Origin of the sequence: Nitrosomonas communis, from assembly GCF_001007935.1 — a bacterium.
Classification (GTDB): domain Bacteria; phylum Pseudomonadota; class Gammaproteobacteria; order Burkholderiales; family Nitrosomonadaceae; genus Nitrosomonas; species Nitrosomonas communis.
The window spans coordinates 701,282-724,848 of sequence record NZ_CP011451.1 but is presented as its reverse complement, the minus strand read 5'-3'; the positions used below and the strand labels follow the sequence as shown (position 1 = coordinate 724,848).

14 protein-coding genes are annotated in these 23,567 nt (G+C 43.9%); all 14 read left to right on the top strand.

Annotated elements, in window-relative coordinates; translation table 11 throughout:
* The first annotated feature begins 128 nt into the window (after nucleotides 1-128).
* The 14 genes from AAW31_RS03200 to AAW31_RS03140 all read left to right on the top strand — a co-directional run bounded on the left by AAW31_RS03200 (nucleotide 129) and on the right by AAW31_RS03140 (nucleotide 23,532).
* The gene (locus tag AAW31_RS03200; protein ID WP_046849134.1) at nucleotides 129-3,182 is read left to right on the top strand and encodes a coiled-coil domain-containing protein; all 3,054 of its coding nucleotides are present in this window, start codon (nucleotides 129-131) and stop codon (nucleotides 3,180-3,182) included.
* Nucleotides 3,179-5,671 (top strand): coiled-coil domain-containing protein, encoded by a 2,493-nt coding sequence (locus tag AAW31_RS03195; RefSeq protein WP_046849133.1) that lies wholly within the window; start codon nucleotides 3,179-3,181, stop codon nucleotides 5,669-5,671. The genes AAW31_RS03200 and AAW31_RS03195 overlap by 4 nt, the downstream gene beginning before the upstream one ends.
* Before the next feature lie 2 nt (nucleotides 5,672-5,673).
* The gene (locus tag AAW31_RS21115) at nucleotides 5,674-5,826 is read left to right on the top strand and encodes a hypothetical protein (protein WP_158441365.1); all 153 of its coding nucleotides are present in this window, start codon (nucleotides 5,674-5,676) and stop codon (nucleotides 5,824-5,826) included.
* Nucleotides 5,827-5,853: 27 nt separating this feature from the next.
* On the top strand, nucleotides 5,854-8,706 hold the full coding sequence (locus AAW31_RS03190; RefSeq protein ID WP_158441363.1) for a glycosyltransferase family 4 protein: 2,853 nt from the start codon (nucleotides 5,854-5,856) through the stop codon (nucleotides 8,704-8,706).
* A gap of 20 nt (nucleotides 8,707-8,726) precedes the next feature.
* On the top strand, nucleotides 8,727-10,094 hold the full coding sequence (locus AAW31_RS03185) for an FkbM family methyltransferase (protein WP_144412825.1): 1,368 nt from the start codon (nucleotides 8,727-8,729) through the stop codon (nucleotides 10,092-10,094).
* A 438-nt stretch (nucleotides 10,095-10,532) separates the two neighbouring features.
* A complete protein-coding gene (locus AAW31_RS03180; RefSeq protein ID WP_046849132.1) occupies nucleotides 10,533-12,302 on the top strand; it encodes a glycosyltransferase in 1,770 nt (589 codons plus the stop codon).
* Nucleotides 12,283-13,440 carry a glycosyltransferase family 4 protein gene (locus tag AAW31_RS03175; protein ID WP_046851464.1) on the top strand — a complete coding sequence of 386 codons (1,158 nt, stop codon included), beginning with the start codon at nucleotides 12,283-12,285 and terminating at the stop codon, nucleotides 13,438-13,440. Before AAW31_RS03180 ends, AAW31_RS03175 begins: the two co-directional genes overlap by 20 nt.
* A 944-nt stretch (nucleotides 13,441-14,384) precedes the next feature.
* Entirely contained in the window at nucleotides 14,385-15,110 is a 726-nt protein-coding gene (locus tag AAW31_RS03170; RefSeq protein WP_046849131.1) for a sulfotransferase domain-containing protein, read from the top strand.
* 227 nt (nucleotides 15,111-15,337) lie between these two features.
* Nucleotides 15,338-16,345, top strand: a complete 1,008-nt coding sequence (locus AAW31_RS03165) for a hypothetical protein (protein ID WP_144412824.1) — start codon at nucleotides 15,338-15,340, stop codon at nucleotides 16,343-16,345.
* A gap of 752 nt (nucleotides 16,346-17,097) precedes the next feature.
* Entirely contained in the window at nucleotides 17,098-18,210 is a 1,113-nt protein-coding gene (gene gmd, locus AAW31_RS03160) for a GDP-mannose 4,6-dehydratase (RefSeq protein WP_046849129.1), read from the top strand.
* 81 nt (nucleotides 18,211-18,291) lie between these two features.
* Nucleotides 18,292-19,254, top strand: a complete 963-nt coding sequence (gene fcl, locus AAW31_RS03155; protein WP_046849128.1) for a GDP-L-fucose synthase — start codon at nucleotides 18,292-18,294, stop codon at nucleotides 19,252-19,254.
* Nucleotides 19,255-19,339: 85 nt separating this feature from the next.
* A complete protein-coding gene (locus AAW31_RS03150; RefSeq protein ID WP_046849127.1) occupies nucleotides 19,340-20,782 on the top strand; it encodes a phosphomannomutase in 1,443 nt (480 codons plus the stop codon).
* 141 nt (nucleotides 20,783-20,923) lie between these two features.
* The gene (locus AAW31_RS03145; RefSeq protein ID WP_046849126.1) at nucleotides 20,924-22,465 is read left to right on the top strand and encodes a WcbI family polysaccharide biosynthesis putative acetyltransferase; all 1,542 of its coding nucleotides are present in this window, start codon (nucleotides 20,924-20,926) and stop codon (nucleotides 22,463-22,465) included.
* Nucleotides 22,462-23,532, top strand: coding sequence for a GSCFA domain-containing protein (locus tag AAW31_RS03140; RefSeq protein ID WP_046849125.1), 1,071 nt, complete (start codon nucleotides 22,462-22,464; stop codon nucleotides 23,530-23,532). Before AAW31_RS03145 ends, AAW31_RS03140 begins: the two co-directional genes overlap by 4 nt.
* Nucleotides 23,533-23,567 lie beyond the last annotated feature (35 nt).

Below are 23,567 nucleotides of genomic sequence, written 5' to 3'. Positions count from 1 at the left end.
ATATTAAAAATGACGAGAAGGCGAGCAGAAGACAGGACAAACAATACGGCAAGGGAAGGCTGGCAAAGTAAGCCTTGAGTTAGAATTGAAATAATATAAGTATTTAGAAAAAAGCGTCTAGAGAGCAAATGAAAAGCATCTGTATTACCGGGGCAGTTCAATCCAATTTACAAATCGTTGCTGATATCCTGCATCAAGCCGGCATGAAACAGCCAAAACCGATTAAGAATGACAATTCTGTTGACATAAGATTCTGGCATGAGCAAGTCATGGCCCTGGCAATGGAAGATTTCGGCAATGCGCGATCGATCGCCAATCCTGGCAGACTCTGGGAACAACTCGCGAGCGATATCTTTGTTGCCAATATCAACTCAAGAATATGGGGTTGGTCAAATACCGATAGCACCTGGCTTCTCGACTATTGGCTTAATTTCGAGCCTCACCTTAATTTTATCCTCGTTTGTATCTCGCCACAGCAAATGCTTGCCGGCGCAATGGCGTCTGAAACAGATGCCCTTTCCGTTGAAATGGTGATGAATACCTGGCAGGCATATCATCAGGAATTATTACGTTTTCATCTCCGCAATCCACAACGCAGTCTACTGGTTGATTTTAATGAATGCGTCAGTTATCCGGAAAGTTTAATCGAACGCTGTGCTGAACAATGGAAGCTTCCGCTCACTACCTCATTTGATTCAATCCAGTTCGAGATAACAACTGATTCCTTAGCTATTTATCTGGCTCATCAGTTGTGCCAGGACTACCCTCAAGTCACTAGTTTGCAGCATGAACTTGCAGCTACGCTCACTCACCTCAGTGATGGAGATCAAACTAACAAAACGAGTACGCTCGGACCCACGCAAATTATTGCTGGTTACCGTGCCCTATGCGATCGATCTGCCGAATTGAGACAAATTCAAGCTGTTGAAGAAGAGCTTGCAAATCTCAGGATCAGCTTCGAACAAGCTTTAGCGAGCTATACACAAAAGCAGAAGGATAACGAGGATGTATTTAACGAAGCTACTCGGGAAATTGAATTCCTGCTTCAGCAGTTACGCCAGACGCAGGAGGAACTTGAGGCAGCTTTCGTAAAACATGAATCCCAGCAAGCACAGATCAACTCCTTGACACAGACTAATGCTGCGCTGGGAGCTGAACAGGAAGCGTTGCTGCAGGAAAAAACGGTGATGGCAGCACAGCAGGAAGCACTGAAGCAGGAAGTGACGATGCTTAGCAATATGTGTGAAGAACAAAGATCACTTGTTAAGCAATACTGGAAAGAGATTGAGACACTGACTCAAGAGCGTGATACGCACGTCAACCAAGCAGCGGAGCGACAAGCTCGGATCGACTCTTTGGCTCAAGCGAATGTTGCTCTGAAAATTGATCAAGAAACTCTGCTGAAAGAGAAATCAACGATGCTCGCACAGCAGGAAGAGCTGAAACTAGGAGTAGCAGCGCTAAGTAAGGCGCGTGATGAACAGAATGCGCTTGCGACTCATCGCCAGGAACAGATTGAAGTATTAAAACAAGAGCGTGACAGCTATGCTAACCAAGTAGTAGAGCAGCAAGCACGGATCGAATCTTTGAATCAGGTGAATGCTGCTCTGAAAAATGACAAAGAAGCGCAGATTAAGGAAACATCAACAGTGATGGCACAGTTTTGGGCGCTGAAGCAGGAGGTCGTGACGCTCAATAGACTTCACGATGAACAAAATGCGCTTGCGAATCAACTTCAGTCTCAGATTGAAGCGCTCACTCAAGAGCACACTAGCCATGTAGCCGAAAAACAAGCTCATATTGATTCCTTAACTCAAGCAAATGCGGTTCTGAAAACCGACAATGAAGCACTAGCCCAGCAGAATTCAGCACTTGTATCTCAGCTTGAGCAACTTGATAAAAATCAGACAGAAAATAATGAACTTTTGTTGCTTCAACTCCATCAAGCTCAACTGGAAAGCGAGCAATCCTTTCGACAGCAACAAGAGGAAACACTTGGCCGTCTCCAAATAGCTGAAGCTCGATGGCAACGCTTGTTACAGCGTAATCCTGCTTATCTGGACTATGAAGCCATCGAAATTCTACCCGCTTCCGCTAGTGAAGATAGTGCAATAACATGGCGGCTAACCAATTTCTTTGTTGCAGAGCATTTGCTCCCCAACCTTGAATTCAGAACACCGCTTGAACAAGGTATTGCAGGAATAATATTCACCCGTTCGTCAGAAAGTATTTCTCTCTTTACTCGCTGGCCTGCTTCAGCCAGACAGCATAATGAACTCATTCTTATGCCTGTCGGGGAAAGAATGTCCACTGAAAAGTTCATCGAAACTTCATTTGAACTGACTACTAGTGACTGGGATTTAATCCAAGCCCTTATTGCATTATTAATTGAAAAGCTTGCTTCCCCTGATTTTATTAAGGAATATACTGATATTCAGGCTGAAGCATTCCGCAGCGGACTGGAAAAGTTTATGCAGATTCTTAAGAGGTTTCCGGCAACAGTGCGCTATGATCAAGTTCAACTCAAGAGTGAGCATACTACACTTGGCTATGAACATTTGTGGTTACATTTTGATAATTTTTCATTCCACGGCAAACGCTGGCCTGAATTTGAATTCCGTATTGCCTGCGCGAATGTTGAGCCAAATCAGTTTGGTGCTCATCCCAGGTTGGAATTTCCAGAAGAAGGTGGTCAGGCTCCGTTCAATGCCTGGTTCGTAGAATCATATGATGATTTTGGGACCAAGCTGGAGTTGCGTTTTGCACAACCTGATGCCATGGATATGGCTATCTGGTGGCGCCTGACGGAACACGACCGCATCTTTCTTGCTGCGCTGATCAAACGTTTGCCATTCATCCTTGAAACGGTGCAAATTTCGGGTGGAAAGCTCCAAAGGCCGTGGGCAGAATGGAATAAAATGGCCACCGAGATACAGCGTATCTTTGCAATGCGTACTACTGTATCTCTGGTACCAACGCCAGTACCAACCGCACCGACGCCTGTCGCTACTATCAAAGCTGCGATACCGTCTACGAGTGCTTCATTTCCGGAAGAACCCAAACAAGCCCAGGAATCGCTTTCTGTGGTCAAGACCACCGAGAAATCATCCACTCAAACTGCATCAAAGACGGGCACTAATAAATCTGCTTCGGGTACAAAAAGACGCAGAGTCCAAAAATGATATATCCACCCAATATTAAACAACGACCAACGATCGTTAAAGAGTCACTGAGCTCATTGAGTGTGTTGCAAAAGCTTGCGCCACCGCAAGCGATCATCCATATCGGCGCAGGGGATGGCTATGGGGAAATGCATCAATGGAGACAATGGGGTGTATCCCATGCTCTCCTCATTGACGCGAACGAAGATCGCCTCGAGTGGGCACGACCATTAATTGCCGAGAATTCTGGTTGGCACGCTATGAGTGCAATTCTTTCTGAAATTGAAGGTGAGATTGACTACTACCAGGCAAGCAACCCCGAAGAAGATGGTCTCATTTCTCCGCAGCGCTTGAGCACTCTCTGGCCTAATCTACGTACAACAAATCAAAGTGTTCGTTCTTCTCGGCGTCTTGATCATATCCTGGCTGAAGATATTGGTGGTGCCTTTGGGCAAGCGGACTCGATCTGGGTATTGGTCGATTGCCTTCCTGCTTTGCCCATCCTCAGAGGCGCCGGTGCACACATCGAGCAGTGGAGTGTGCTCAAACTTCGCGTACTGCTTCATCCCGCTGCCGAGATCGAAGAAGAAGCAGCACTGCAAAGTATCGAAACCTATCTTCAGCCGCTAGGTTTCCAGTGTGTCGAAATCACGGAAAGCAACCACCCTGCGATCGGTTACGCACTTTTCGCCCGGAGCTGGAAAACGATATTGCATTCTCGAACTGAAACGCTTGGTAAGGCAAATGCTATTCTATCTGATGAAGTATTGGCACTTGTGAGACAGCAGGAGGCATTGAATCAGGATGTAGCAGCGCTTAGCAAGGCATATGAAGAGCAAGAAGCGTTAGCCGATCTCCACCTGGTGCAGATTGAATCGTTGACACAGGAGCGCAACAGTTATGCCAGCCAAGCAGCGGAGCGACAAGCACAGATCGACACTTTGGGTCAGGAAAATATTGCGCTAAATGCTGATGCGGAAGCATTAGCCCAGGAAAAATCAGTACAGGCCGCACAGTACGAGGCGCTGAAACAGGAGGTGGTAGCGCTAAGCCAAGCACGCGATGAACAAAACGAATTAATCAGTCAGTATGTTGTGCAGATTGAAGCATTAACGCAGGAGTGCGCCAATCATGCCAGCAAAGTAGTGGAGCAACAAGCACAGATTGACACTTTGAGTCAGGCTAATATTAGGTTGAAGGCCGATACAGAAGTATTAGCTCAGGAAAAATCAGCACTGGCCGCACAGTACAATGCGTTGAAGCAGGAAATGGCAGCATTAAGCCAAGCACGTGATGAGCGAAACGAATTAATAGATCAATATCTAGCACAAATCGAAGCATTAATGCAAGAGTGTGATAATCATGCGAGCCAAGCGATGAATTTGCAAGCTCAGATCGATACCTTGACGCAAATTAATATTGCTTTGAAAGCTGATAAGGAGACAATAACTCAGGAAAAATCAGCACTGGCGACTCAGCACGATGCGTTGAAGCAGGAGATGAGCTTGCTTAGCATGGCCCACTATGAGCAAAGTGCGTTAGCGGATCAACGACAGACACAAATCGATGCCTTGACACAAACTAATTCTGCCTTGGATGCTGATAAAAAGACAATAGTCCAGGAGAAAACATTGCTGGCAGCGCAGTGCGAGGCGCTGATACAAGAGCGAGATAGTCATGCCAGCCAAGCTACACAGTTGCAAACACAGATCAATACTTTGACGCAAGACAATAACATTCTGAATGCTGACAAAGAAGCTATTATCCAGGAGAAAACAATATTAGCGAGACAGCAGGATGCGCTGAAACAGGAGATAGTAGCGCTTAGGAAGGCACGCGATGAACAAAGTGCATTAGTAAACCAACGTCAAGAGCAGCTCGAAGTACTGGCACAAGAGCGCAATAGTCATGCCAACCAGGCAACGCAGCTGCAGGCTCAAATCAATACTCTGACGCAAGCTAATATCGCTTTGGAAGCTGATAAAGAAGCCTTGATTAATGAAAAATACACACTGACGACACAGAAAAAGACGCTTAAACAGGAGGTGACAGCTCTCAATAAGGCACGTAACGAACAACGCGCGCTAGCAGATCAACATAAGAAACAAATTGAGACGCTGACCCGGAATAACGTTGCGCTAAAAGCGGATAAAGAAGCACTGATTCAGGAAAGACTGAAATTATCGTCTCAGTATGATGCGCTAAAGCAGGAAGTAGCAAAGCTTAACAGGGTTTGTGATGAACAAAGTGCATTAGCTCATCAGCGTGTGGCGCAAATAGATACCTTGGTCCGAGACCAAGCTGAGCAAACCAAGCTGGTTGCTCAATACAAAACTGAGCTTGAGCAACTTCAATCAAAATTACGGCAATCGAGTGTACGCATTACTCAATTGGAGTCGGAGCTTGCCGAAAACAATACTCGGCAGCATCTAATTAACGAAGAAATGATTAAAGCCGAGGCACAAATCGAGCTCATTAAAGATGTGCTGCTTAGAGAGCCTGGATTGTAGTTATGTTAAAAAGTACCGCTAAATCCACCTTTAATACTTACTTAAAACAATGGTTTGGTAAGCCTACGGCGATAGTTATGATTGACGGAGCCGTAGGGAAAATTACGCCTGAGGCAGAAGGTGCCGAGGAAGTGCACCATTCTGAACATAATTAATCTTCAGTGATGCCAGATTTAAAGGCAATGCAAAAGCGCCCACGTTTAGCCTATATTTCTCCTCTGCCACCGGAACAGAGCGGTATTAGTGATTACAGCGTAGAACTGCTCCCGGAATTGGCTCAGTACTACGAGATCGAGGTTATTGTTATGCAATCAGAAGTGTCGGATGATTGGGTTCGATCCCATTGTCCAATACGTGATGTTGCATGGTTTCGGCAGCATGCTTCTCGCTTCGATCGAGTGTTGTATCACTTTGGCAATTCTCTGTTTCACATTCATATGTTTGACCTGCTTCCTGAATTTCCAGGTGTAGTAGTATTGCATGACTTTTTTCTTTCGGGAGTTGTTGCGCATTTGGATGTCCACGGGTTCAAGCCGTATAGTTGGGCCAGAGCGCTCGCTCATGCGCATGGTTGGCGAGCCCTTCAGGAACGCTACCTGGCAAAAGATCCAGCTGATGTTGTTTGGGCCTATCCCTGCAATTTAGAAATTTTAGAACAAGCCTTGGGAGTGATCATCCATTCGGAATACTCTCGGCGGCTGGCGAAAGAATGGTATGGTGAAGGATTTGAGGATAATTGGGTAAAAATTCCACACCTGCGTGTACCTTTATTAAATATTGACCGGAAAGCTATTCGTTATGCCGCACGGCTAAAGCTTGGGCTAGCAGAAGATGACTTCGTCATCTGTAGTTTCGGATTTCTAGGGCCCCATAAGCTTAATCATAAATTACTATCAGCCTGGCTGGCCTCACCATTGGCAAGTGATTTCCACTGCCGCCTGGTTTTCGTCGGTGAGAATTATGGCGGAGAGTATGGCAATGAATTGGTGCGTACCTGGCACAATAGTCTGTCAGCGGATCGTATTGAGATTACAGGCTGGGCAGAGAAGGAGCTTTATCGAACTTGGCTGGCTGCTGCCGACATAGGCGTTCAATTACGTGATTTATCGCGTGGTGAAACTTCGGGCACAGTGTTAGATTGTATGAATTACGGGTTGGCTACCATCGTCAATGCTCATGGTTCGATGACGGATCTGCCGGTAAATACCGTGTGGATGTTGCCTGATAAGTTTGCCGATGATCAACTTATTGAGGCACTAATAACGCTGTGGCATGATACTAGTTGCCGCAATACTCTGGGGGAACGTGCCAGGGAGGTGATCCGCAGTTTTCATCAGCCAAGGCACTGTGCCGAACTGTATGCTGAGGCTATTGAGGGTTTTTACGATAAAGCATCCTTCTACAATAAGACATCAGCAGAGTTGCCAGCATTAGTTGATGTTGATACCGATCCAAGTTTATCTTCGGATAAATGGCCGTGCCATTCATCCCTATCAGCGAACAATTCTCCCCCTCGACCTCGTCGTAAGCAATTACTGCTGGATATCAGTGAACTCATTCAGAATGATGCAAAAAGCGGTATTCAGCACTTTATCCATGCGCTTCTTATGGAATTCCTGCTTAACCCGCTCGAAGGATGGATGGTTGAACCTGTTTATGCAACGAGAGATACCAATGGCTACTGTTATGCTCACCGATTTACAAGCCAATTTCTGGGGGTTAGTGATAGTTGGGCTGAAGATATGCCGGTTAATGCCCGGGAGGGAGATATATTCCTGGGATTGGATTTGCAATCTGTTGTTGTGTCAGCGCAAAAAGACTATTTGTTAAGTTTGAATCAAAGGGGGATCAAGATTTACTTTGTCGTCTATGACTTATCGCCTATTTTGTTACCGCAAATTTTTTCGGACGATGCCGAGGCGATACATCAATGGGGACTCAAGACTATCCTTTGTTTTGATGGCGCAATATGTATTTCACGTGCTGTGGCTGACCAATTATATGAATGGTTACAGGTCTTCGGCTCGAAGCGCGAGCAACCTTTTGTTTTGAGCTGGCTTCATCAAGGATCAGGTATCGAAGATTCTGTACTTTCTTTAGGCATGTCCACCGATGCGGATCAGGTGGCCGCAGCATTGAAAACATGGCTTTCGCTCCTGTTAGTTGGTACTACTGAATCGCATAGAGGACGAACTCAAACGCCCGCGGCTTTTGAATTACTTCGGGGTGAAGGTAACCATGCCAATTTAGTGATTATCGGGAAACAGGAGGCAATAGTAGAAGCGTCCATAGAAAAACTCCGCATTTACCCTGAGCTTGGCAAACATCTATTCTGGCTTGCAGGTATTAGCGATAAGTATTTAGAAAAGGTCTACGCCAAGAGTGCTTGCCTGATTGAGGTAAAAACGGAGCAGGCTACGCAGCTGGATACGCTTGATCAAGAAATCTTAGCACTTGTCTACTCAGCTACAAAGTCTGGTCAGGAAAAATCAGAGCTGATGGCGCAGCATGAAGCGTCCAAACAAGAAGTAACAACACTTATTAAAGCCCATGATGGGCTAAGAATGTTAGCGGATCAACGTAAGACGCAGATTGACACCCTGACTCAGATCAATCTAGCCCTAAGAGCGGATATAAAAGAATTGATTCAAGAAAAATCAGTATTGATGACAAAGAATAGGGCGCTTAAAAAGGAGGTGGCAATTCTTAACGAAGGGCGTAACAAACAACGCGTGTTAGCAGATCAACACAAAATGGAGGTTGATACCCTTACTCAGAAATATATTGCACTGAAGGCGGGTACAGAAGCGCTGATTCAGGAAAAATTAGCCTTAACGGCACAACACGAAGTGCTGAAACAGGAAATGACGGTGCTAAGTAAAGCATGTGAAGAACAAAATAGGTTAACCCATCAAGGCTGGACGCAGATCGACATCTTGACCCAGACACAAGCTGAGCAAAGCAAAATGATCACTCAACATAAGGCCGAGCTGGAGCAGCTTAAGGATGTTTTACTCCGAGAGCCTGGGCTGTAATCCTGGCATATCCTAACACTATGCTTTCCAATCTTCGCACATTTATTATTCGTTGGCTTAGTAGTCCCACCCAGACCGATAGCACCGCTACGCCAGTGGAAAATACCCAGACAGACACCGAAACTATCCATATGGATGAGCAATCCGGCATTCGTCCTGTCATTCCTTATGATGAAAACCTGCTAGAACGTGCACGCACTCAATGGCAGTTTGGCGACTGGGCTAATCTCGCCAAACTCGATCACGACACTTTGCAACACCATCCGGACCGAGCCAAGCTTGCGTTACTGGCCGCCGCGGGTCACATGCAGCAGGGTGATACTCAGTCCGCTCGTCAATTCACCAGTCTGGCGCAGGAATGGGGATGCAGCAAAAAGATAGTTAGCCAGGTCCTGATTGCCAGCGTGTATAACACGCTAGGCCGTGCCGCTGTCGCTGGCAAGCAGGAGCAACGCGCCATCCAGCATTTCGAGACATCCATTGCCGTCGTAATGCCCCAGTCTGACGTACGGTTGTTGGGTCAGACCCGTATCATCCGCGAAACGGCGAAATTTGGTCTACTGCCCCAAGCTGCACGTTTGATGGATGAAGAATTACAAGCCATGAAGCGCGCTTCTTTCCTTGAAACATCCCATCTGAAGATATTTGAAACTGAACTCGAACTACTACACAATGAGCTTTCGCTTGCGCAACAAAAAATGATTCATTCTTTATCGTCTGAGATCACACCAGCATTCGTGGAAGGCGCTTCCTTATGTCTTGACACCCTCAAGAAAAAATCTATCTCCCAACTTGGGCAGGATCTCTGGGTGCTGGAAAAAACTAAATATAAACGCAACGGTTACTTCGTAGAATTTGGTGCTACTGATGGTGTAATGCTCAGCAATAGTTGGCTGCTGGAAAAAGAATTCGGCTGGCAAGGAATTTGTGCAGAACCCAATCCCAAGTTTTTTCTTCAACTCAAACAAAACCGTCAATGCACAATATCCGATGCGTACATTGGAGGCATAACAGGGAAACAGGTCGAATTTATTCTTGCTGATGCCTATGGTGGTAGCCAGGAATATGCCGATGATGATCAACACGCCGATAAGCGCGCAGCGTATCGTAACATTGGCAGGATGCTCACTTTAACCGCCATCTCACTCAATGATTTTCTAGAGCAACATAATGCCCCGCGTGAAATTGATTATCTGAGTATCGATACGGAGGGCAGCGAATTTGAAATCCTTGAAAATTTTCCATTTGATCGATGGCATATCCGTTTGCTAACAGTCGAGCATAACTTTACACAAAGGCGTGCCGATATTCGTGCTCTGCTGGAACAGCAAGGTTATCGATGTACTGAGCAGCAATGGGATGATTGGTATGAAAAGGTAGAAAAATGAAGAAGGTCACAAAGTTATTCTCCATTAAACGGATAAGGACACGCACCTGAAATCAATAAAGAAGCACAAAATACTAAATATTCATTATCTATTGCCGTAAGTATTGAAATAGTTGAGCGATGTGCTGATAGCCTACTAAATTGAGCAGTAGAACCGATAACTATCTTCCAGCCTTTTAAGGAAGCCAGAGATCAGTAGATGTAAAAGATATTTTTAATATTGACAAGAAGTTTTCATATTGAGTAATTCCTCAGGCTTTGATCGGGCGGAAAGAGTTTTACAGCAGGCCATGGTAAATTGAAGTTTGTCCTGGGATATTAATAACCTGATCTTTCTAAATTCCTGGGTGATCAAGATTTTGAATTAGTGTGGCTATTAAAAGAAGCATGAAGTGATATGCAAGATAATACGTGATTCTCGGAGAAATAAGAAAAAGGTATGGAATATACAAAAAAACTAATCGAGCTTGCGAGTGCGACGGTAACAAGGCAAGAGATTAGCCTAATTATCGAATTAGTGGATCGGGTACTCAAACATAACGAAAGCAATCATATAAGAGACAATATCCTACAACTGATCAAAGCCGACAAGCCTACGATAGCTTTTAAGTCGCTGGCCTTGTACATTAATCGTTGCTCACGCGAACTTTCCCACTGTAGATCGGCAGCTACCCGAGCTCCCTTAGTACGCTCTTTACTGTACCTGCGTGAAAAATTGGCTGCCAAGCTTAGCGCTATGCCGATATATAAGACTCTGGCTCCAGCTGAAGAGCAGGAGAGCGAGAAAAAACTCACGCTTGAGGACGCGATCGTCAAAGCTTATCAGACTTCTGTTGGCCGTACACCCGTATCTGAAGAGATTGAGATATGGAAAAATAATTTTAATAACGGATTACCATTTCATGAGTTTATGCTGCTGATGGGCGCGAGCCAGGAAGCGCAACAACATTCCCAGCGCCGATCAATTCTACCAGATATTAGCGATGGTGAGTTTATCCAGATGGCCTACGAATTAGTATTGAATCGCGGTGCTGCAGCATGGGAAATCGAGCCTTGGATACTCAAGTTGGAAGATGGCAGCATGGATCGTGCAGGATTGCTCGCAAACTTGTTCGAGATTTCATACAATTCTTCTTTAGCGCGAGCCAATTCAGCGCCTCACGATGGGTTATCCTGTTTAATCATGGGAACGGATAAACATGTTACTGTTAATGATTGGCAGCATCGGTCAGAGGAGTTACGCGAGACCCCCCCACAAGAAGCAGACAAACGATATATGAATCGCTTTCATATCAAAGGTGAGCCCCGCATATTGGTGTCAGCGCTGGCGAGTATGTATCGCGGTGGTGACTTTATTGAACAGTTTATGGACAATATCACTAGTCAAGATGGCTTCAACGATTATTTAGAACTCGTAATCGTAGATGCGGAATCACCTGAGAATGAGTATGAAGTCATTAAAAAATATCTTGCACATCACAAAAATATCAATTATATCCGCTGCAATTACCGGATAGGGATTTATGACGCTTGGAATGTTGCGGCAAAAGCTGCTCGCGGCGAATATCTTACAAATACGAATATGGATGATTTTCGCCGTCATGACTCGTTGCAACTACAGGCTGGCGTCCTGGATAATTTGCCTTTCGTTGATGTTGTTTATCAGGATTTATACTACACGTTTGATCCCCGTCTTTCATTTGAAGAGATCAGCGCCTTCGGCTACCAGACTTCATTGCCAGTCATCACATCCCATAACATGATGCGGTACAATTCACCGCATAATGCGCCAATGTGGCGAAAGCGTCTGCACGATGAGCTTGGATATTTTGATACGCATTATAAGTCGGCCGGAGACTATGAATTTTGGATGCGTTGCCTTGCTGCAGGTAAGAAGTTTTATAAAATCAATGATCCAAACGTGATTTATTATCAAAATCCAAAAGGACTATCTACGCGACCAGATAGTCGAGGTGTTGTGGAAAGCATGGAAATAAACAAGAACTATTGCCGCAAACTCATTCCATCTGAGATGGTGATTTCACATGATCAATTCTTGCAAAGACTAAACTCAAAGGAAGCAATCTGGATGGATGTAAATAATTCTAAAGATCGCTATGTATTGGCGCAGCAAGCGCTGCGCAATTTAGCGCGACATCAAAAGTACAAAATGACGAAGGAGTCAAATTATGATCAAGTTGCTTGTTGATGGCGTTTTTTTTCAGCTGAGTAATAGCGGCATCGCTCGTGTGTGGCGTTCAGTTTTAGAGCTTTTAGTTGCAGATGGACGCTTTCAGATATATTTCCTGGATAGAGGAAAAGCTCCTTCAATTTCAGGCATAGAGTACATTCCATTTCCCTCATACTTAGCAACCAACTGTCCTGCAGACTCGCAATTGATACAGGATATCTGCGATTTCTACCAGATTGATGTATTCAGCTCCACCTATTATACGACCCCAATATCTACACCAATGGTATTGATGGTGCATGACATGATCCCGGAATTATTCAATTTTGATTTATCGCATACAGATTGGATGGAAAAAATGACCGCGATCTGCTATGCGCAGCGTTACTTGTGTGTTTCAGAAAACACCCGTAATGATCTGTTAGCCATATACCCCGAGATCCCGCCTGATTTGGTTATTACGGCATATAATGGCTTAGACCATACTGTTTTTCACCAACACGAAATAGGTGCAATTGAAGCATTCAGGAATCAATATGAGCTTGACCGACCTTACTTTTTGTTCGTTGGCTCACGGGTACAACACAATGGTTACAAAAACAGTGGTTTATTCTTCGACGCTTTGGCCAGTATGAAGGAGGTTCAGTTTGATGTGTTTTGCGTTGGCGGTGAGCGTCAGGTTGAACAGGAAATATTAGATAAGTTACCATCTGGGGTACGCTGCAAGCGTGTCGAATTGACCGACGAAGAACTCGCACTTGCCTACGGAGGCGCATTGGCATTGGTTTATCCGTCTCTTTATGAGGGTTTTGGTATGCCTGTAATTGAAGCGATGGCTTCGGGTTGTCCAGTAATCACCACTTCGCATGGTTCTCTAGCAGAAACTGCGGGTGATGCTGCACTGCTCATCAGCGGCATATCGGCTGATGAAATGCGCTCCGCATTGATACAGATCCAGGACCCAAGTATAGGTGACACTTTACGTCAGAAAGGGCTAGTCCATGCCCAAAGATTCCGCTGGGAGGTCATAGCGAACAAGCTTGCTACTATAGCTGAGAATTTGGTTAAAGAATCGCGTGCTGGTGCATATGATAACTTTTTTTTAGAATGGAAACGGTTACGCCAAATCCAAGCTAATGTTGATTACGCTCAATGAGAAAGCCAGGGTAATAATGCATTGATCTGCGGTATCATTGGTCTATAAGGCAGTAATTTGACTCGACTCCTACTAGACAAAGGAAACGGTGGTTAGAGAATTTTTCTGTATGCACATGTATTATCTTTGTAAAAGTTAAAATACTAGACGTAGCTGAGCAAGCGAAATTCATTTCCATGGTATCTGACGGCTCTATTAAGTTTATACTAAACATGTTTTATTTGGTTACGGGTACAGTCACTTTATTATTATATTCAGAAAAACAAATACAATGTGATCTGGATTACCTCATATCCAAAATTAAGGGTTACACGGTTTTGCTCTGTATTATGATTAGCATGAAAAAATTATGATTTCTAACAGATAGATTTTAATACTAATAATATTATCAAGAAAGATTGGTTCCCAATAATTAGCCTTGCCGTAAATAATCGATTTGAAGATTTTAACTGTGTTGTATTGAAAATTCATTCGGCTTACAAGAAGGTGCGGCCGGTTTCATTGTTTTCCAGAAATGGAGTTAGGCAATGTCGCCTATATATATTAATAAGAAACCATTATATGTCTCACTTCTATACCTTAACTTTACCAAGCTGGAATATTAGAATCAAACAAACAGGGCAGGTTACAGGAGGTTTTTTTCGAAGAATTTCTTGGGACTGCAACAGCATTACGAATATGAAGAATAGCTGAGTATAAGTTAAATACCATTATCCAAAAGATCCTCGATCACGTATTGGATTATTTTTATGATAATGGCTTAATGCTGAAAATGTGGTTAGGGATATCAAAAAGATGTATTTTTCATACTCAATTATGGTTCAATATTGCGCTCGGCATATCCGGATATTCTATATGCTATAAGGATTTCGTTGAAGCGGTAGTATTTATTTTTGATGACCTGCCTCAAGAAACTTGCTAACTCAATTTAAAGGTTTATTTGCATGATTGATTACAAAAAAATATTTAATGCTAAATTGGCTCCTTGTGGGAATTTTCAGGACTGCTATGCGTTTTCAATACATAAAGCAGGCAGCTCATTGATGCATAAAATGATAGGTGAGGTGTGTCATTCCGCTGGTATCCCAAGTATTAGTATTCCGGATACTTTATTTAATGAAGGAATATTCGATAAAGATTGGCAAAATGATGAACGCTTACTTGATTTCTTCATACCTGGTAAGATTTTTTATGGTTTTAGATATTTACCGGAAATACTCCTAAATGAATCATTGCGCCTAAGGGAAAAAAAATCCGTACTATTGATTCGCGATCCGAGAGATGCACTTGTTTCTCAATATTTTTCTTTTGGTGGGAAAAATGTTTCACATAAACTTCCCAGCAAAAATCAGGATACTTTCTTGAAGGAAGCGCAGGCTACATCTCACTTGAATATTGATCAATATGTCCTGCAGGCTGCTGAAATTTACCTAGATAAGCTTAACAAATATAAAGAAAATTTGAATTTTGAGAATGTTAAGTTATTCAAATATGAGGAAATTTATTTTGATAAAAGGAAATTCCTAGATAATATATTCGCCCATTTTGGCATACCTGTTGAATCAAGGTTGCTAGATGAGGTTGCTGAAAAAATGATGTTCGTCCGGAAGTGGAAGACGTGGCAAAACATATTCGGAAAGGATCGCCAGGCGATCATGTGGACAAACTAATGCCCGAAACGATCAGCAAGTTGAATACTATTTTTGCCAAAATATGTGCGTGGTATGGTTATGACTTATCTACATAATTCCATAATTGCTGAAATACTATCTTTCGGTATTAATGTGTAGTGAGATACTTAATTATGGATAGTTTCCTAAAGCATTTAACTCTATGTAGTTATGTTGTATTTTTTAGCTTCCTGCTTTTTTGCTTTCAAGTTCAAGCAGATACTGACTTGGGGTCAAGTAGAGTGCAACGCAACACTGATTGGATGTATTCTGGGAAAATCGGACTATCGACGCACTATTTTGCCCAGTCTCCAGACGAACTCGAACAAAGAGCCATTCAACTGAAGATCGACGAAATTGCAAACCAAGCTGCCAACGTGGGAGCAGCTTGGTTTCTTTTTACACTATATCATCAACCTTGGCTGATGATGGCGCCTAATGAAACCTATGATCGTATTCTCGGGATAAATGGTTTTACTTCGACTAGGGATGTGCCTCTTGAGTTATCTAACGCTCTGCGCAAGAAAAATATACGGTTGATGTTATACATCAATTTACGGCTGGATCCGAAATCGCATGTGTCACCCAAAGTTAGGGAAGCAATGGGGGGATGGCCGCCAAATGACAAGCTGGTTCAAAATATTGCCGCCGTTCTTAAGGAATTTTCGCTTCGTTATGAAACAAAAGTTTCTGGCTGGTGGATTGATGGGGTGCAATATTCATCGGAGTGGAGTAAATCACCGCATCGGGAACAATGGTTCAAAGAAATTGCAGATGCACTTAGGGCTGGAAATCCAGATGCACTAGTGGCTTTTAATCCGGGATTAAAAACTATTCGTTATAGCCTACAGAATGACTATATAGCAGGCGAAAGTGTAGATCTGAAACCCATACCGGATGCTCGCTGTATTGATGGTGCGCAATGGCATCTTTGGACATATCTTGGTGGATGTTGGGGTTCTGGCGGGACACGCTATTCCAAAGAGGAACTTGGCGACTATGTTTCGTTGGTTACGTCACGGGGTGGCGCTTTGACGTTTGAAGTTGGTACTATAGGTATAGATGTAGATGAGTGCGTAAGAAAAGAAAGTCAAGTTACAACAAAGAAGGTAAGAAGGATAAAGACACCATACATTGGTTACATCGACCCGGAACAAATTGAGCAGATCAAGGCTTTAAGAAAATATGAACTACCAATTGCATCAGAGTCTTTCTCGATCTGTAGTATGAACTGAGATCATATATAGCAAAACTTAAAACTGACCCTCATATTTCCAACGTTGCGTTACAGGTTGTTCTTTTTTGCAATTGTAAGGTGGAGGGAATCGCCAGTTAGATGCAGGCAATGGCTGATCTACACAATGTGAAAACATCATACAGTTCCAGTTCCTGGGTAGCGGCATCATTTTACTTCTGGAGGTTGGCGAGATAGTAACTCTCATCAGGGGTAGTTTTCGGCGGAATTTCATAAAGTTCGATGTTTTTCTACGTTGAGTTTTAACGCAAACCATCCTGATTCAATATACACTGCATTTAGTAAGAGCGGACAAAAAATTGCTCGGATAGGGGATTTTATTGAGAACTTTAATGAAGAGGCTATTTGCGTGAAGCATTGTGGATAGTATTAATAATTTTATGGTTTAACTATGTTTAAATTGCTAAAGGCAACAAATAAACAGTCGATTATTCATATGTATAGATTTTCAGAAGAGGTGCCATTTCTATTACACTTGAATTTGATCAGCAACCATAGTTACGGACAATTTCCCAATGATTTTAATGGTTTTGCCATAATCAGCTGTTAAATATAATTTTAAAATTGACCAAACTCTTATCGTTCATGGCTTTGAGTGCTTTTATGATTGATCGTAGGCAGTTGAGGGAGAAAGGAGAAAGAATCTATTATAAACAAGCCGGTAATTACGACATAGTCGTTTTAATTTCCATTTAATTCACATACTCAAATTAATTTTATAAGAAATACAAAATGAAAAAAGCTTTAATTACTGGTGTTACTGGTCAGGATGGCTCTTATTTGGCAGGATATCTGCTAGAAAAAGGTTATGAAGTTCATGGTATCAAACGGCGTACTTCGCTTTTTAATACCGATCGAATTGATCATTTGTATCAGGATCCTCATGTCGAAAATCGTCGGTTTGTTCTCCATCATGGAGATTTAACGGACTCTTCAAGTCTGATCCGTATTATCCAGCAGGTGCAGCCGGATGAGATCTACAATCTGGCGGCGCAAAGCCATGTTGGGGTGTCATTTGAGGAACCGGAATATACTGCGAATTCTGATGGGCTGGGTACCCTGCGAATTCTGGAAGCGATTCGCATTCTGGGGCTGGAGAAGAAAACGCGGTTTTATCAGGCATCAACCTCCGAACTTTATGGCCTGGTGCAGGAAATTCCCCAGAAGGAGACTACGCCGTTTTATCCGCGCAGTCCGTATGCGGTGGCTAAGTTATACGCCTACTGGATTACGGTAAATTATCGCGAGGCTTATGGGATGTATGCCTGTAACGGTATTCTGTTTAATCATGAGTCGCCTGTGCGTGGCGAAACATTTGTCACTCGCAAGATTACCCGTGCTTTAGCACGAATCAAGCTTGGTCTGCAGGACTGTTTGTATCTAGGTAATTTGGATGCCAAGCGCGACTGGGGTCACGCGCGGGATTATGTGGAGATGCAGTGGTTGATGTTGCAGCAGAATCAACCGGAGGATTTCGTTATCGCCACGGGTGTGCAGTATAGTGTACGCGATTTTGTAAATGCGGCGGCGGATGTACTTGGGATAAAAATTCGCTGGGAAGGGCAAGGAGTGGGGGAGAAGGGTTATTGGGTTTCTCCCTCGACATCTTCCATGGGGGCAGGGGATGAAAAGCTGATCGTTGCGGTAGATTCTCGTTATTTTCGCCCCACTGAAGTAGAAACTTTATTAGGTGATCCAACCAAGGCAAAAGAGAAGCTGGGTTGGCAGCCGCGCACAAGTTTTGCTCAGCTGGTGTCTGAGATGGTGCGGGAAGACCTGAAGGCCGCAGAGCGGGATGATCTAGTCAAACGTCATGGTTTTGCGGTGTTTGATTATCACGAGTGAGGTAGCGATCAAAGTTTAGCATTGATGGGATTTGACCAGTTGAGTCTTCCATCAATTCAGTTTTTTAGGAGTTTGGTTTTTATGCAAAGAATCTATGTGGCTGGGCATCGGGGTATGGTGGGGTCAGCAATTGTGCGACAGTTGGAGGCGCGAGGGGATTGTGAAGTCATAACACGTACCCATGCGCAACTGGATCTGCGGAGTCAAGCAGATGTGCAGAAATTTTTTCGGAACGAGCGTTTTGATCAGGTGTATCTGGCGGCAGCAAAGGTTGGGGGCATTTATGCCAACAACACCTATCCGGCCGACTTCATCTACGAAAACCTGATGATGGAATGTAACATCATAGATGCCGCTCATCGCACTGGGGTGCAGCAGTTGCTTTTCCTGGGTTCGTCATGCATCTATCCACGAAATGTGCCGCAGCCAATGCGGGAAGATGCGCTTCTTACCGGTATTCTTGAAGCAACCAATGAGCCCTATGCGGTTGCCAAGATTGCTGGTATCAAGCTGTGCGAGAGTTATAATCGGCAATATGGCAGAGATTACCGTTCAGTCATGCCAACTAATCTTTATGGCCAACATGATAATTTTCATCCAGACAATAGCCATGTCATTCCTGCGCTGATGCGGCGATTCCATGAAGCTGTCCAGTCTGGAGTCGAAGAAGTGATCATTTGGGGCAGCGGTACACCTAAGCGAGAGTTTCTACATGTGGATGACATGGCAGCCGCCAGTGTATATGTCATGAACATGGATCAGGATATTTATCGCGCCAACACTCACTCAATGCTATCCCATATTAATGTGGGAACAGGAGTCGATTGCACCATTCGCGAGCTGGCGGAAACGCTGGCGCGTGTCACTGGCTTTAAGGGGCAGTTGGGATTTGATGCTAGTAAACCTGACGGCACGCCACGCAAATTGATGGATGTTACTCGCCTAAAGGCACTAGGTTGGCAGGCAAAAATTGAACTGGAAGAGGGCTTACGTGCAACCTATGCCTGGTTCGTCGCAAATCAAGATCATTACCGACAGGCGTGAAATAAATTACAGCTGACCTTAGTAGTGGTTCCTTCGTATTGTGGTATCAAAAACTTGATTTGTACAAATAAGGGATGGGAAGGCTTTGAGTAAAAGAATTTATTTGGAAGACATTGCCAAAGATTCGGGAGTACGCTTTGGTACTAGTGGCGTACGGGGATTAGTCACAGATATGACTGATCGTGTGTGCTGGGCTTATACGATGGCGTTTCTGCAGGAAGTCGTGCCTGGAGCGAAGCGCGTTGCGGTTGGACACGATCTACGACCGAGTAGTCCTGCGATTATCCAGGCCTGTACAGCGGCAGCTCAGGTGCGAGGTATGGAGGTCATATATGCAGGTGCGTTGCCGACTCCCGCGTTAGCTTATTATGCATTGCAAGAGCAGATACCTGCCATTATGGTTACTGGCAGTCATATTCCTTTTGATCGCAACGGCATTAAGTTTTATACTGAGGAAGGTGAGATCAGCAAAAATCATGAGACTGCCATCACTCAAGCGGTGGTATCCGATATAGGTGTTTATCGCAGCGCCATGAAGCTAATTTCAGTTTCTACTCCACTCGATGTGTATCGCGAGCGCTATCAAAGGTTCTTCCCAGAAAATTTTCTCGGTGGGCAGCGAATTGGTGTTTATGAACATTCCAGCGTGGCGCGGGATTTTTTAACGAAGCTGCTCCAACAGTTTGGCGCTGAAGTGGTTTCTCTTGGGCGTACAAATAGCTTCGTGCCGATAGATACTGAAGCAGTTAGCGAAGAGGAGCAGGTTTTGGGTCGAGAATGGGCAAACACACATCGGTTAGATGCACTGTTATCGACTGATGGTGATGCAGATCGCCCCTTGATTGGCAACGAAACTGGCCGATGGTTGCGTGGAGATGTTGTGGGTTTGCTCTGTGCTCAATACCTCGATGCCCACACAGTGGTGACGCCAGTTAGTAGCACCACGGCTATAGAACGCTGTGGTGCATTTGCTCATGTCATGCGCACTAAAATAGGTTCGCCTTATGTGATCAGTGTCATGCAAACAGCATTAGCTGCTGAGAAGGGTGGTGTGGTTGGATTCGAAGCCAATGGCGGTTTTTTGGTAGGTAATACATTTGAGCGAAATAGTTGCATGCTGGGACCTTTGCCGACCCGTGACGCTGTCTTGCCGATGTTGGCGCTGCTTGCTCTGGCGCGAGAACAAGACGTACCGCTTTCTGCTTTGTCAGCATCGCTGCCTCAGCGTTTTACCGCAAGTGACCGGATTAAGGAATTCCCTACCGAGCGCAGCCAGGCGCTGATAGCCAACTTGGCAAGTTCTCATCAAGCTATAGTAACAGTACTGGGCGAGGCATGGGGTAATGTAGTCAATCAGGATAAAACGGATGGTTTACGGTTGACATTTGCTTCCGGGCAGATTATTCATCTGCGACCATCGGGTAATGCGCCGGAGCTGAGATGTTACGCTGAAACAGATTCGGAAGAGCAAGCCAAGGAGCTGGTGGGGATGACGCTGGAGCGGGTACGCATCACTGGTGAAATTTGATTATTAAATTTATTTCTCATAAAGACTACACTTCAAGCTTAAGTCTACCGCTTGTGCTATTTTAATGGAATAATGTGAAAATAGAGAAATGAAACTCTTGTAAAAGGAATCTCTATTTTTATAGATAGAGATTTATGATTAATGAAAAAAAATATTCTAAAACTTATCTTAGAGAAGATACCGGAGGTATTCAGTAAGGAGAAAACCTCTTCAGGAATTGCTTCTTCTTTTAAGGTTCTTTCTCCAGCTGTAGCGGAACTATCAGCAAAATCGATCAGTGCGGTAGAACAGCTGTATATAGAGATTGCCCGAGATGCCACTTATCATTACGTTTTTGAAACAGGTAAGGCATTAACTATCCCGACAGGTATGATTTGCTCAAATCATGCTGGTGAGAATGGTGAGGTTGGCTATATTACTCTTGCCAGAGGTAATTCTAAAGCTCTTTCTGGTGGAACCACGGGTGGTTACAGTATTCGCCTTCCTGATCAAGTCGAAGCTGCCACCAGCGGTCATCGTATCACTGTGCGTGTCATTGCCCGTGCTTCCGGTAACGATCAATCGCGCTTTGCCGTAGCCTATTCAACCAATGAGGTTGGCAATTCCGGTTGGCACTGGTTCAACGCGGGATCAGAATGGTCAGTTTACACCATAGAATACGATGTGCCCGTTATGAAAGAAGGCTGTGGCGATTTTATTGGTATACTGCCTGACAGTGAGGAGAATCTGGGAACTGACTTTTGCTATTTTGCTATTACCATAACAAAAAATGTTGGTATTAAAAGAATTCTTCAACAAAAAAATAGCATGAAAACAATAATTGTGAGTAGTAATTGCCAGACCGGTGGAATAGCGGCTGCTTTGCAAGAGATATTTAGTAAGGATAAGATTTTGGCTGTGCCTTACTCAAATCACACTGATGATCAGATACTTGAACATCTGTACAATGCGGATATCTGGATTTCGTCGGATCGATTTGGTATTGCTCAGAAGTGTTTAGTGACTCATCCAAAGTTAGTACTCTACAAAATTCCTCGGTTGCATTTCACCGCTTTTCATCCTGATTTAATTTATACCGTTAAAATATCGACGAATGAAATAATCAAAGGTCCAAGCGACGACTATCATTCAGCAATATGTGTTTGGGCTTTCAAAAATGGACTAGAAGCTGCTGATACCGCTGCTCTTTTCACATTAGCAGTATTTTATGAATTAGGTTATTTCTCTATATGGAAATCAAGCGTTGATAATTTTTCGCAATCATTTAGAAGCTGTAATCTGGATGCGAGCTTATTTCTACCATTCATTGTTCGTCAAGGATTGTTTATGTATTCCATCAATCATCCAAAAGTGTATGTACTGATAAGAATGGCAAAAATTCTTGCCATGAAAATTGGCGCTAATGAATCCATTCTTGAAAAGGATATTAATATTGCCGATGGATTAACTTTCAATGTTTGGCCGGTTTATCCAGAGATTGCAGATTTTTACGCTCTACCCGGCGGTTCTTATGATTGGAAAATTTCTATACAGAAGAAAATCTGCGGATTGAAAGAATACATAGAAAGCTGTTTTAATGTATATAAAGAGCAAGGCCTTGAACGCCATGATATCAAGTTCCATGGACGAGATGAATCGGTATATGATCGCATTTTGGGACCAATTGCAGGAGTAGGAAAATGACTAACCCATATAAAAGATTGGATGATTATTGCTTTTGGTCACGCAGTATGACAACACCTCCTCCCGGGCAAATAGATCCAATGACAAAAAATGCCAGCATAATTGCGACGCACAAAGTCGCTACTATGGGCAGTTGTTTTGCGCAGCACCTGGCTAAGCATATCAGGGCGTCCGGTTTGAATTATTATGTGCCAGAGTCAGCTCCTTTGGGTATGAGTGAGCAGGAAGCTACTCAGAAAAATTATGGTGTATTTTCTGCCCGATACGGTAATGTATACACGGTACGGCAGGCTGTTCAATTATTTGAGCGAGCATTTGAAGGATTCTCGCCCATTGATGGGATATGGGAAAGAAACGGTCGATTTGTCGATGCTTTCCGGCCTCAAATTGAGCCTGATGGTTATGGTTCAGCAGATGAAGTAAAGCGGGATGTTGTCAGTCATCTGAATTGTGTACGGGATGTTTTTACAAAGGCTGATTGGTTCATTTTTACGCTGGGTTTGACAGAAGCCTGGCGTTCCAGACAGGATGGAGCAATTTATCCTACAGCACCTGGTGTGGCTGGTGGAGAATTTGATTTTTCCAAGTATGAGTTTGTTAATTTTACTTGTGACGAAGTTCAAGCGGATCTTTGTCTGCTTATTGAAAAAATTCGGAGCGTGAATCCTGATGTACAGATTCTACTGACAGTTTCACCCGTACCTCTGATCGCGACGTACGAGAATCGGCATGTGTGGGTATCCACTACCTACAGTAAGGCCGCGCTTAGGGTTGCTGCTGATGTAGCTGAACGAAGCTATAAAAATGTGATTTACTTTCCTTCATACGAAATTATAACCTCACCAGCGGCGGGTGGTAGGTATTATGCTGATGATTTGAGGCAAGTGACTGAAATCGGAGTTAAGCATGTGATGAGGATGTTTAGTAAACATTTCTTCCCCAACCAAAGTAATCATTTTGCAACCGAACAAACTTCCGTGCCACTGTTGGCTTCACTGCAGAGTGAGGCAGACGTTGTGTGTGATGAGGAAGTGATTGAGAGAGCCTTGCGAGGAGCAGGCTTTTAAGTGCACATATAAATATAGTTTTACACATTAAATCT